General features: G+C 52.5%; 15 protein-coding genes. 10 read left to right on the forward strand and 5 right to left on the reverse strand.

Annotation, left to right across the window (positions count from 1 at the left end; translation table 11 throughout):
* Positions 1-550: 550 nt before the first annotated feature.
* From SE18_RS19295 to SE18_RS19315, 5 genes are all read right to left on the reverse strand, one after another.
* Positions 551-1,702, reverse strand: a complete 1,152-nt coding sequence (locus tag SE18_RS19295; protein WP_054536106.1) for a hypothetical protein — start codon at positions 1,700-1,702, stop codon at positions 551-553.
* Between the two features lie 88 nt (positions 1,703-1,790).
* A complete protein-coding gene (locus tag SE18_RS19300; protein ID WP_054536107.1) occupies positions 1,791-2,369 on the reverse strand; it encodes a hypothetical protein in 579 nt (192 codons plus the stop codon).
* A complete protein-coding gene (locus SE18_RS19305) occupies positions 2,366-3,454 on the reverse strand; it encodes a hypothetical protein (protein ID WP_054536108.1) in 1,089 nt (362 codons plus the stop codon). Before SE18_RS19305 ends, SE18_RS19300 begins: the two co-directional genes overlap by 4 nt.
* Positions 3,451-3,969 carry an ImmA/IrrE family metallo-endopeptidase gene (locus tag SE18_RS19310; protein WP_054536109.1) on the reverse strand — a complete coding sequence of 173 codons (519 nt, stop codon included), beginning with the start codon at positions 3,967-3,969 and terminating at the stop codon, positions 3,451-3,453. The genes SE18_RS19305 and SE18_RS19310 overlap by 4 nt, the downstream gene beginning before the upstream one ends.
* Positions 3,966-4,310, reverse strand: coding sequence for a helix-turn-helix domain-containing protein (locus SE18_RS19315; RefSeq protein WP_054536110.1), 345 nt, complete (start codon positions 4,308-4,310; stop codon positions 3,966-3,968). The genes SE18_RS19310 and SE18_RS19315 overlap by 4 nt, the downstream gene beginning before the upstream one ends.
* 680 nt (positions 4,311-4,990) lie before the next feature.
* On the opposite strand from SE18_RS19315, the gene SE18_RS19320 reads away from it, so the two are divergent.
* The 10 genes from SE18_RS19320 (at position 4,991) to SE18_RS19365 (ending at position 12,423) form a co-directional block, all read left to right on the forward strand.
* Positions 4,991-6,625, forward strand: a complete 1,635-nt coding sequence (locus SE18_RS19320; RefSeq protein ID WP_054536111.1) for a hypothetical protein — start codon at positions 4,991-4,993, stop codon at positions 6,623-6,625.
* Positions 6,626-6,642: 17 nt separating this feature from the next.
* Entirely contained in the window at positions 6,643-7,152 is a 510-nt protein-coding gene (locus tag SE18_RS19325) for a hypothetical protein (RefSeq protein ID WP_054536112.1), read from the forward strand.
* 31 nt (positions 7,153-7,183) lie between these two features.
* On the forward strand, positions 7,184-7,363 hold the full coding sequence (locus tag SE18_RS19330; protein WP_054536113.1) for a hypothetical protein: 180 nt from the start codon (positions 7,184-7,186) through the stop codon (positions 7,361-7,363).
* 288 nt (positions 7,364-7,651) lie between these two features.
* On the forward strand, positions 7,652-8,014 hold the full coding sequence (locus SE18_RS19340; RefSeq protein WP_054536115.1) for a hypothetical protein: 363 nt from the start codon (positions 7,652-7,654) through the stop codon (positions 8,012-8,014).
* A gap of 10 nt (positions 8,015-8,024) precedes the next feature.
* Entirely contained in the window at positions 8,025-8,159 is a 135-nt protein-coding gene (locus tag SE18_RS28180) for a hypothetical protein (RefSeq protein ID WP_269083558.1), read from the forward strand.
* 148 nt (positions 8,160-8,307) lie between these two features.
* Positions 8,308-8,655 (forward strand): single-stranded DNA-binding protein, encoded by a 348-nt coding sequence (locus SE18_RS19345; protein WP_054536116.1) that lies wholly within the window; start codon positions 8,308-8,310, stop codon positions 8,653-8,655.
* 26 nt (positions 8,656-8,681) lie between these two features.
* Positions 8,682-9,167 (forward strand): hypothetical protein, encoded by a 486-nt coding sequence (locus tag SE18_RS19350; protein ID WP_054536117.1) that lies wholly within the window; start codon positions 8,682-8,684, stop codon positions 9,165-9,167.
* Positions 9,164-10,759 (forward strand): sialidase/neuraminidase family protein, encoded by a 1,596-nt coding sequence (locus SE18_RS19355; protein ID WP_054536118.1) that lies wholly within the window; start codon positions 9,164-9,166, stop codon positions 10,757-10,759. The genes SE18_RS19350 and SE18_RS19355 overlap by 4 nt, the downstream gene beginning before the upstream one ends.
* A 31-nt stretch (positions 10,760-10,790) precedes the next feature.
* On the forward strand, positions 10,791-11,150 hold the full coding sequence (locus tag SE18_RS19360; protein WP_054536119.1) for a hypothetical protein: 360 nt from the start codon (positions 10,791-10,793) through the stop codon (positions 11,148-11,150).
* Between the two features lie 10 nt (positions 11,151-11,160).
* Positions 11,161-12,423 (forward strand): peptidoglycan DD-metalloendopeptidase family protein, encoded by a 1,263-nt coding sequence (locus SE18_RS19365; protein ID WP_054536120.1) that lies wholly within the window; start codon positions 11,161-11,163, stop codon positions 12,421-12,423.
* The last annotated feature ends 84 nt before the right edge of the window (positions 12,424-12,507 follow it).

The raw sequence follows: 12,507 nt of genomic DNA on the forward strand, positions 1-12,507 counted from the left end.
TCGCTACACGATTTGAGAAACTGGCGCTCAACTATCTCGGATTCGTCCATCTGGCCATGATTCAACGCGTGGTTCGGCTCCTTGCCCCATCCACACCAGTATCCTGAATTATCAGACAGAGCCTAAATCGTTGATAGCACTTACATTGTCCTACTTCGATTCCTGGGATGGTTCGTCGGCTCAAAATATCGATACCATATTGTTTTTCACCACGAATACCGTATACCACAGGAAGACGAATGTTTGGCTCATAGTACATAAGATCGCGGCAGAGCTTTTGAAAACGATATTCGTCAAGCTCATAAAACGGAGGTTCGTCACCAGCATTGATCCGTGAGCGCATGATTCCTCCCGCTATCAAACAAATGTTTCAATCAGATCTGTATTTCATTATAAAGACTCTTTTTGTGCCTGACAACTCCATGGAGAGAAAGCAGGCAATGAATAGTACATAATCCAAATCGACGATACAATGGCGATGCTGAGCCATAAAAATATAATTACAGAATTGTATTTCGTCAATAAAATAAGTGATATAGGGCATATAGATTTATCTTTGCAGAATCCGAATAATTTCGCTCAGCAAGACATCTAACTCGCGCGCAGAATCTACCTGAACACGCGTCGGCAACACCTCGGATGCCCGAATATGGGTATGCAAATGGCTATCCGCAATCTTACGGACGGAATTATTGAGAATGCCCATCGAATCCTTGAACGACCGTGACCCTGGATAGTTATTCACGACCTCATTAAAGGTTTTGCAGGCAAAGATTGGCGGCACATGATCAATGATGGCCCGCGTTAGCATGGCAGCGGCAAACAAGGCCCGTTGATCCATACACAGCACCAATTCCTCTAACAGCCGAATCAATTTGCGCAGATCAAAGGCAGGATTATCCGCTGCGATGGCTCGTAGGTCTGTTAGGCGTTGCGGGTCAACCACATCAATTGGCAACGGTGCTTGGGGCAGATCGGCAGTGACCGAGGCTAGCAAGCGTTCCATCGTTTTTCCATCGGCAGCCCCCACGAAATTACCATGGATGAGGCGCTGGCACACTGTTGTGATAATCGACAATTCGCGATCCGGCGCATACAAGCGGATACCATCAATCCAACTCCAGATACGGGTAACTTTTTGACTATTTGCGAGTCCGCGTCGTGGTGGGTAGACGCACCACGCGGGATCAGCCCCGGCATCAGTAAATAGCCCATCCACGATAAAAAGACTGTGTTTTCGGCCCATGAAGGGCTTCCCAAGGCAATCAATGAGTTCTTTGGGAACAAGGGACGGTCCATCCATGATCCGCTTGCGGGCCGTAGCAACGATGCTGATTTGCTCATCCATATAGCGAGAATAGGTACTATACGGATGCTGCCAGCGGTACATCCGGGCAAATTGTTTGTCCTTTGGCAGCGATTCGGCAGCACGCTCATCGGCGTAGTGGGCGAGATAGTGCTGTAAGCGCGGCTTCAGCGGTTCGCCTGTATAGGCAAATTCAAAGTGACCGCGCTCATGGTCATTGAGCAGCACCGCCGTTTGGAGAAACCAGGCTTGATACGCATCAATGCGCTGCTGCGCCTCCGCTGGGGTGAGTGGCTGCGCGGATTGCAGGTGTTGGAGATACGATTTTACTTCAAGGCCACGCGCATAGGCAGCTTGAAGGGCTTTAAAGAGGGAACGTCGTTCTTCAGCATCCATAGCAGATTCCTTCAATCACAAGTGTCTCTATTTGGTATTAGTGAGCGCAATCAGTAGCAACGTCCGACGAAATCCCATGAGCCAATCATTATACGTAGTTAAACAACCATAGTAGTCCTATTGTGATACCAAAACCATACACCCATCCGCCGAGAACCTGCATAGGAGTATGATGCTTTACAGGGATACGAACAATACCGGATAGTAATGCTAAGATGAAAAAGATAATCATATGTGGAATAGAGACAACAAGAAATAATGCTGAGCACCCCATAGCCACGGCTGCATGAAAACTAATCTTCCAAAACCACGTAATAAGGGCAATGATGATTCCCCCAATTAAGGCGATAGCCATACCATCAGTCATCATCGCCGGAACTCCAATACTCCGATAGAACAAAAAGGAGATGAGTAGCCCTACGAGCAGAAGTATTAGTGTTACTCGTCGCTGCTCTTTAATCACCAGATGATAGGAGGCGAAAACCCCTCGTTTCGTTTGAATAAAAATATAGAACAATCCTGGTAACAACCCAAGCAATAAAATCCCTATGTCAATAAGAACAGCTATAAAGGAGTGGCGAACGAGAGCGCTATACGTGGCCACGGTTGCCAGCATCAGAACGGCTGGATGCAAAATATACGATGCGATGGTTGCAAACTTGGTCATAATCTCCCTTTATTCATCTGCTGCAAACGAAAGAAGTGTTTTGCAACATTCAAGTAGTATTCATCTTCGTTATCAGGAACCTGAATAACTTTATGTGGACCTGGTTGATTGAATTTTGTAGAAGAATCCGACCCTAATGATTCCACAAATGCTTGAGCCTCTTCAAAAGGGTTGAGTTTAGCAATATGAAAATGACTTAATATATTGTCGCGAATATCACTTATTTCATAGATAATCCGATACTCGGAAAGATCAGGATTGGGTAAGTATGCCCTTACAACTTCATTTATTTTCTGATGAAAATCTCTCAAAATCTTCTGATTTTCGAGAGATTGGTTTGATCTAATTTTTACAATTGGATATGCTAGTACCTTAAATATTATCTCGTGGCCGCCGGTTCCTGTAATAATGAGCAAAACAAAAATAGTTCTTACAAGGCTATAGATGTTATTTATATCATCCCGATAGATATCTGTGAAAAGGTATGAGATATTAATATTGATAATAACAATCAACATTGCTATCATTCCAAATTTGAAACCATATATGGTCATATACCTACGAACTTTATAAGCAAGGATAGGTATTTTTCGATTCTTTATATCGCCTTCATCAATTTCTACAACCATTCCCATAATAACAAAAGATAATCCATAGTGAATTGTGTAGGATAAATAATATGTCAAGTCTCGATGGAAATAGTCATTATCGAGGAACGACCCAAAATTAGTATCCTTACGGGTATAATCTAAAAAAACCACAATTAATGATAGCCCTGTATAAAGAAGATAGTATTTATTTTGCCAAAAGTGATAATACTTTTGGTTGCCATGTACAGTATCTGCAACAATATAGGCAAATAATAAACCTTGTTGAACCAAGAAGATACCTAGTGCATGAAATATAAAGTTAACTGGCTGGATAGCTGCCGATAAAACTGCAATAGTTAAGCATAAGGTTGATATGGCAACTCTCCTCGCAACATGACTATCAACATGATGTCGAGATTTAAGAACTGTTTTCCAAACTAAAATTGCAGCGATAGTTACTGCAACTGTTATGTTTCTACCTAGTGTTATATTCATTTTTGATATTCTCGTTTAATCGAATCTCTCACTATAGTTGGTAAAGAAGCTAAGTACTCACACTGCCGTATTTTAATATCTAAAACGGTCGCCAGTGATTCTGCTTCTAATTCAAGGGGAGATGCATAGGTATCAGTATTAATATGATCATAAAGAATATTTATTGGTATCTGCTTAGCTATATCATTCCAGAGGAAATTTTCAGTCTTTATGTGGTTTAGGAGAATATGTGATAACTCATGAAGTAAGGTCATTGTTTTTCTCTTATTGTTAATATCCTCTCGTATTACGATATAGTAAACATCGGTAAGTGAGATGACTAACCCTGTCCTACCTACATCCATTGAGCTGTAATCTACGATTACAGGTTTTTGAAGTTCTACGTAATCAATAATATTACTAATTGATAGACTATCCCCAAATAAATTGAGTAGATTATTGTATACCCTGTGACATGGTAATGGGAGACTCTTAGCCAGTCGCTCAACATTAACCATGTTATCCGAACCTGTCATTTTTTCTTGCCCCGAATAATATCAATAATAGCTTGAACGCTACTACTTTCATTCTCATTTAATCCTATTGATCGGAGTGCAACAGAAACTTGCGTATCTGGATCAAGCATGTCGTTATTAGGATTAATCTCTGGAAAAAAGTAGTTGATTGGGACATTGAAAAACCTTGCTAAACCAAGCAAAGTATCACGTCCAGGGTTAGTGATAATACCCCGTCTTAATTTTCCGAGATAGGATGCATCACATCCTATTGTTCGTGCAACATCCTGATTTGAGTATTCATTTCCATCAGATTTAGGATGGTCACGAAATAAATCATTAATAAGTTCTGAAAAATCCATACAGTCGGCTCCGAGGCTGGATTAAAATCTTGACTGATTTGGCGACGAGGATTATAATCTAGTAGGCAACAGACTATAATCTAGTATATTGTAGGTTGCTTATAATGTAGAAAGCCGCCGAGTTCCTTAGGCTAAGCGGCCTCCATCCACCGATGTCAGGGTTGCACCTTAACAATCGATGCCTTAATTGTACCCGATCACTCAGAACTCTTCAATGCCCTGACCATCATGGCGTGCAGTGTCACGTTGAAGATCGTTCTGTTTATATGCCTTAACTGATGATAAGCTTGGAGTCGGTGACAATTTAAAGTTTGGGAAACCAGACAATAGGGAATAGTAGAAGCAGGTAGTGGCTATTCCAAGGAGGATTGTGCTTGCATGATCGCTGTTCACTGTAGTACACTGATGTGGTATAGTGTGTACTAGCTTTTTATCTAGAGGAGGGTCATTCGACCTTCAACGTGATACCACCATAACACTACCGTTGTGTTTCCCAATAGCTAGCGGGGATAAAGAAAAAACTAGCTAAAAAAGAAAGAACGCGTTCTCGCCGCCAAGCTGTTCGCGTTCCTCTTGATATCTGTACTCCCAGCTATGGGAGCTGTTTTGCTACCACCGAGTATACACAGTCTCTTGATCTGTGTCAAGTCTCCGGTTGTGGCAGGGAGCGTTATACCCCTATGCCATCCACCCATCCTTCTGGTGGGGCCACCGCCATGCGCACGCCGCCGTGGTTGGCTGCCCCGGATTCTGACTATCTCTGGGTTCCGACCCAGCTGCTCGCCACCCTGTATGATTCACCCACCGCCATTGGACTCTTTACGCTGATTGTGCGGCGCTGGCTCGCCAGTGACACCGCTACGGTCGCCATGAGCGATCAGGATATTCAGCGCTACGATCCTGCCCTCTGCCGTGGGTCGATTCGCGCCGCCATCAAGCGTCTGGTTGACGGCGGCTGGATTCAGGTGACGCGGCACGCCGGACGCAAAACCCAGTATTGCCCTGCATGGGGCCGATCAACGAATGCCCGTCTCTGGTCGAAAACGCAGCCGCAGCTCAATCGGCGGCGGGTGCGCACGGTGCGGCTTGATCGCAAATTGCTCGACGACTATATGGGGCGCTTGATTCCGCATGCCAAAGCCCCGGCACTGATTGAACGCTATGGGATGCGTGCCCACCTCACCTTGGCCGATGTGGGAACCTATCTGTTGATGCAGCACACCAGCCATGCGGTCAGCGCAACCCCTGCCTTGGAGCAGCTCGATTTGTGTTTCCAGTCGGAAGCCTTGGCGGTACCGACCACTGAGGAAACGCTGGCCAAAATGGAGCTAAGCGAGCAGGGTGCACGCCGCGTTGGCATCGTGAAACCGCCCGTGCAACCCCGTCCCGCGCACACCGATCCGCGTCCGGCACTTTTTTTTGTGCCTGGGGAATTGGCTAGGCAGTTGGCTAGGCAGTTGGCTAGGCCAGCGGCCCAAGCGGAGCGTGGTTTTAGCGCAGCCCAACGGGGCAAAACGGCGGTTGTGAAAAAAGGATCGTTGGTCACAGGGATTAAAGGCAATAAAGCGAAAAAGAATCCCCCTACCCCCTTGAATACAACCGAACAAGTGCAAAAGAAAACACTCTGTGGTGGAGAGTTATCTTTTAGAGAAAATGGAGAGCGATTAATGCGTGAAAATAACGAAGGGGATGCAACCAATCACCGTCCAAATCAGCCGCGCCGCCGCCGAAGCATTATGTCAATTCCAGAAACACCGAGCGCTGAGCGCCTGCGCGCATTGAATGTTCGGCCCCAAACGTGCGCTGAATTGGCCGATCTACCGCTGGACCTCATCAATGCCTGTATTGCCGATGGCCAAGCGCGGCCAGCGGTCCGTGATTTGGCCGCATGGACGGTCTCGATGGCCCGTGATGCGCGGGATTTTGGCTGGCAGGTTGCGCTGGATAAGCGGGGCGTGCGCCCCACGGACGACTTCTGGGCTGATCCCGACGCGGCGATTGCCAAGCTCAACGCGCGGCTTGGTCGTGCCGAGGAGGTCGTAGCGGATGCGCCTAAATTGGCAGCTGAGGAAACCCCATCCACCCCACCACCGCCAGGTGGTGGCGATCAGCAGGAGTCTACGGCGACCGATTGCCCCGATTGGATAGCGCCCGCAGCGTGGCAAACGTTGTCGCCTGCCCTGCGGGATGTCTTGGAGCGTTCGCACTTGCAGGGACGGCAGGTCGTAGCCTATGATAGTGGGCGACAGCGCATGCTGGCCGATTACGAGGCGCAGATCGAGCGCTTGGTGATAGCCGCACTGCTGCGGCGTTGATAGACGGAGGATCGGCGATGCGACGACGGTTGTGGGTGCTTGGCGTACTGCTTGTGGTGAGTGGGTTTATCGTGGTTGCTGGCCGTGACACGGCGCGGTTGTTCGGGTTGTGGTGGGGGCCGTGTTATACCATCCCTGAGTTGGAGCGGTTTCCCGAAACGCGCTTTCGCCTGCCTGATGCGACCGTCAAGGAGTCGCGCACGATTGAGGACGTATACAGCCAACGCTATCCGTGGTATGACTCTCTGGATTGGGTGATCGAAAGTCCCCAGGATTCGTCCACGATCATCCACGCCTATACCGCGTATTTGGCAGCGCAGGGGTGGCAGATGGCGGTTAATAATCCACCGTTGCAAATCTCATGGAGGAAAGACCGTCTTCGGATGGAGCTTTCAATGCTGTCGCCGGATCAGGTGCGACCACAGTTGCGTCCAGCAGAAGGCAGTGCTGCGACCCTCTATCTCGTTCAGTTTATGGAATCCGACACCGGCTCGTGTTCGGTAGTTCCGCCTGCCCCGGTGGAGTAAGCATGGCGGTCTTGTCCTTTTGGGGAATCCTATGCGCCTTCGCTCGCTCATTCGCGGGGTCTACACGGTGCTTGCCGTGATGGTTGCCGTTGCGCTGCTGTCCGGTCGCAACGACCCCGCAACAAATCTGTTGTTGAGCCTTGCCGCGATGCTGATCATTGGCTTGGTCAGCTGGTGGGCGTGGCTTGGGGAACGCCATCGCTCCGAGTAAGCCTGGCTGATTGCGCAGCAGACCATGGTCTTTTTTGTCCGCAGAAATAATCGGAGGAATGATGACCAACCGATGGGAAATCCTGATTTGCACGGCTCCTGTCGGCAGTGCTGCGGCGATAGCCACGAGCCTGGAGCAGGGTCATGGTATCATCCAAACTCCGGTGACTGGTCAAGGCGAGTACCGTGTCCATGGGGAGCCTCCTCGGCCTTGGTGCGTGGTACTTCCACGCCTACCGCAGATTGACTTCCCACGGGACGTGCACGCCAACGCCATGCAGGAGCAGCCATGGAGATCATGACACCTCAGCAACGCACCATTTGGATTGAATCGATCACTATCGCCAACTGGATGTCGCAAGCGCTTGAAGGATCCCCCGAGGGACTCTCACGCCTGATCCGCAGGCAGCTTCAGCATCCGAAGCATGCAGCACTCCTGATTTGTGATCCCGGCGGAGACGTGTTGCCACCGTATAAATGCACGGCGATCTTGAAATCCACGTCCTTGACGGCAGCAGGTTTTTATTCGTGGGTTGAGGTGTGTTGGTTTGTTGCCAATCTCGATCTCCCCATCCCTATCATGGTTGCGACCCTTGTCGAGCGCCTTGTCTGGGAGGATGTGGCGCAGGATCGATCGTTCGACGATCTCTAGACGGGAGCTGATGCTGGTGGCGCTGGTGCTGCTGTCCGGTCGGAATGATCCCGCAACCAATCTGCTCTTGAGCCTCGCCGCGATGCTGATCATTGCCTTGGTCAGCTGGTGGGCGTGGCTTGGGGAACGCCATCGCTCAGAATAAGCCTGGCTAATTCCTGAATCCCTCGTGCTGCCTGCGTCCTGCAGGAGCCTTTTTTCTTGTGTCTTTTTGCATACTGAATCTGTTCCATGCTGCTCGCAGAGCAGCATGGGCTTTGTGTTGGCTTTTTTTTGAATCAAGGAGGTTCTGTATGGCAAGCGATGTCAATTTCGTCGTGATCGAAGGGCGGGTGGTGAACGAACCAGAGGTGAAGGTGACGACGGGCAATAGTTCGTTGACGACGTTTCGCATTGCCAATCACCGTTGGATACCGGGGAATGAAGGCCGCGAAGGGCGTGAAGAAGTGAATTTTATGGCCGTGAGTTGTTGGGGGAATACCGCCGACCGCGTGGCGCAGCGGGTGAGCAAGGGCTGCAAAGTCGTGATCAAAGGCCGCTGGCAGGTTCGGCAATGGCAGGATCAGGAGAGTGGCCAGCAGCGCGAAGGCCATGAACTGGTGGCCGATGATGTCGCGGTCACGCACGAGCCACGCGGCTAATGACGATGCACTGAAAGGAGATCACCATGCGACGATGGATTGTGATGGGATTGATCGTAGGAAGTCTCATTGGTGGGAGCGGCCACAGTGCTGCCCAGCCGCAGACGGGTATTACCGCAACCGTGGATGTCCCCATCAATGGGATGACGGTGGTGGCCCAAGTGACGATCACGAGTGCGATCATGACGGATCTTGACCTTCTTGCCGAGGTGCCGCCCGCGATGGACTCGGGCGCGCTGGTCTTGACCCGTGCCACTGGGCAGAGTCAGACACTCCAGGTCTTGCTGGTGACGGATGATGCAGGCTATCACGCATTTCAATCGCAGGGGATGCAGGTGTTTCCTGGTGATACGCTCAGTTGGCAGCTGCTGATGGATCGGCCAGCGATGTCCGGCGAGCGCGTCACCATTACCGCATCGAGTAACTTCGGTAGGATTGAAGCGAGCGCCACGGTGCTGCTCAATCAGATCACCACGACGTGGCTGCCCGTGGTGGTAGGAGCCGAGCGATGAGCCGCCGTTGGCTTGGGGTTGGGCTGCTCGTAATGTTGGTTGGTTGTAGCCGCCTTGCGCCGAGCCAGCTTGCTGGAACTGCGGCGGTCTTGGGCTGTTGGCCGTATGGCTTTGAGCAGCCACCGCCGACCGCGACCAATCCGGTGATGCTGTCACCGCCGAGCGGAACCGGAACGCCATTGTCCACGCTGACCGCCAGTCCCACCGCCGCGCCGACGATGCCCAGTTGTACCCCCGCCCCGAACACGCCGACACTGACCCCCAGTCCAACACCCAGTCCAACCCCGTGGACACGGCCTACCGCCGCACCGCCAGGGGGGAAGGACACGCCACCGCTGAATCTCTCGAACATGCCAGGCTACGATCAAGACCCCGCGATTGCCGTCCATTCCACCGAGGGCTGGGCGGCGGTCGTGTGGGCAAACTGGCTGAACGAGTTTCCGACCGAGGCGAGTGTCATCGTGAAGGTGCAAGACCCCGCGACCAAAACATGGCGGCGCGGTCTAGGGGTCAACACGGGAGCCGTCACCAAGGGTGCAGGCGCGCCCGCGATTGCCATTGACCCCCAAGGCCGCATCCATGTGGTCTTTGCGCAAAACGGGCAGGTGGTGATCACGACGAGCGCCGATGCTGGTCGCACATGGACAATTCCCAACCCCATTCCGCTACCGAGTGGCAGTCAGGGCGGGCGCATGTTTCAGTTGGTGGTTGACGCAGCGGGCCAGCTGCATCTGTTCTTGATCAGTGCTGATCGCTGCTTTGATTGTTACCACGCGGTGCATGCGCAGCGGGCCAGCGATAGCAACGGCCCATGGACATGGCAGGATTGGCTGATTGCCGATTCCAAACAACTTTATGGTGACATCGCCACGGTGCCGCTGCCCAATGGCACGATCCGCACGGTCGTGGCGATTGGCGTTGGGGAGGCGGTGCGCATCGTGACCCAAGACGGTCGGAATGGCGCATGGGTTGAACGACCGCGCAATCTTGGCGGCTTGCCGATTCAGCCACAGGTCGTGGCCTGGATTGACCTCATGGCCTTTACCGACGCAGCAGGCCAGTCGCAGGTCTGTGTGAGTTGGGGCCAATACAGCAAAAGCGGCCTCTTTGTCGCCTGCTCGCGCGATGCAGGACTGACATGGGACGTGCCGGAAGTGTTGGCCTACCACGCCGCGCAGGGAGCGGAGCCAACCCCCGATCCCGCCGCGCCAACGCCTGCGCTGGAGGACAACCCGAATCCCAGCGAGGGTAGCGGCCAACGTGGCTTTCATCCTGAATTGTTGTACGAGCCGAGTACCGATAATCTGATGGCCGTGTGGAGCCTGCTCGATGGCAGCGCCTCCACGCTGGTCTACAGCTATCGGCCTGCGCAGGGCGGGGCATGGTTTCCCGTCATGACGACGACCGTCACCGAACCCGCCTTGGGCGTGTTTGGCGCGACCCGCCGCAGCGCCGCCCGCAACCCGCGTGTGGCATTTGCCGGACACGGTGTCGCGATGGTGACATGGATGGAAATCGAACGCGACGAAAACCTTGAGGTGTACGTGGGCGGCTTTCTGCCTGCAACGCTGTTAACGCGCCCAGAGAATTAGGGGTAAACCCCATGTTGATGGAGGAGGGTGTATGGCATCACCAAATACGGCCAAAGAACGCATTGCAGCTATCCAACGGATGTTAAACGATGTGGTCGATGGGTTGGATGGCAATGGATTTTCATGGTCAGCAGCCCAGCGAGACGAGCGGGTTTCCCTGCTTGAACACGTTGGCATAACATTACGCACCAAAACGCAACTGAACGCAATGGGCTATCGGTTGAAGCACGGAGCACAGCCCGTTGGGGTTGCACGCTATAAAGCACCATTGCACTGCTATGAGGAGCCGCTGTATATCCTTGAATATCAGTGCGTTGCGGTACCAAACGCTTCAGCCAATCCCCAAAAAAACAAGCAACCGACCGACGGTTCATTCTCGCCCAACGAATAGGAGCATCCGTATGAACGACCGCGCCGTGGGGTCACTCATTCTCGTTCTGAGTTTGGCGACCTTGCTTGCTTGTGCGCCGACCTACGGCGACGACGATCAGCCACCGACGATTGTGGCGAACTGGCAATGCCCAACGCCCAGCCCGATTCCCACGACGCAATCAGGCACACTACCAACGCCAGAACCGCCGACCAATGCGACCTACGTGCCAGGCACGGAGCCAACCGCCGAAGGCATCTACACCACCCCGCTGCCAACCGCAACCCCATATGTCCGAACTGGCAGTGATTACTATGTCAATCAGCGCATTCAGATTAATCAGTACACCCTGCGCGTGACCAGCTACCGCACCCAGCCTGCCAGCAACGGCAATGCCTATCATCTGGTCACAATCGCGTTAGAGAACCCAACGCAAACGGAGTGGCCGTTGTATCTCGATTTCTCGCAGCTGCGGGCGATCAAAGGAACGGACGGACGCATGATCCAAGCGACCTGGTATCCCAGCGAGGAAGCCGCGCAGCAGTTGGGCATTAGCCCTGCCACCGACCCGCCGCTTGAGGAAATAAACGACACATTGATTGGCGGCTATCCCATCGGCACCAGTAGCCGCACGCTGGTGTTTGAAGCGCCCGCAGGCGACGCGCAGGCATGGGGGATTACGCTCACCAACGCCGATACGAGCCGCGACGATGGTGCAGGCAGTGGCCAAGTCTGGGTGCTCTTGCGCAACGACCCCAATTGCACCACAGGCGTGGGCGGCGGCGCCAGCGAGGGCGGAATGATTCCCCCCGCAGGCGTTCCCAGCACCGGATCAGGGCGGTGGCCTGTTCCTTTAGACACGCCGATTACCCGTGGCTATGGCTGCCACAGCTTTTACACGGGCACAAAAGGGCCGTGTGGTGGCAGCACGCCATGGTGGCACGATGGCATTGACTTCGCCAAGCCTGTTGGCACACCGCTCTACGCGACCCGCGATATGACCGTGTTGTACGCCGGACGCGACACCTCGACGATGGATTGTTCCTGGCTGATTCCCCAAAACGACCCCCCGTACACGGGCTTTGGCAATTATTTAAAAACGCAAGATAGCCAAGGCTTTGTGTATTGGTGGGGGCATGTTTCACAGTGGTCAGTGAGTACAGGCCAAACGGTGCAGGCAGGCCAGCAGATTGCCGCGATGGGCAAAACGGGCTGTTCTACGGGATCACACCTGCACTTTCGGGTGCGGCTGAATGGCCTTGATAGAAATCCACTGGATGTGATAGCGAAATAGCCGAAGGAGGACAACCCAATGCACACCCTTGTGCAGGCCGTTGTGGCGGCCTATGCCAGCGGTACGCCGGATGTGGTGGCACTC

Origin of the sequence: Herpetosiphon geysericola (assembly GCF_001306135.1) — a bacterium.
Classification (GTDB): domain Bacteria; phylum Chloroflexota; class Chloroflexia; order Chloroflexales; family Herpetosiphonaceae; genus Herpetosiphon; species Herpetosiphon geysericola.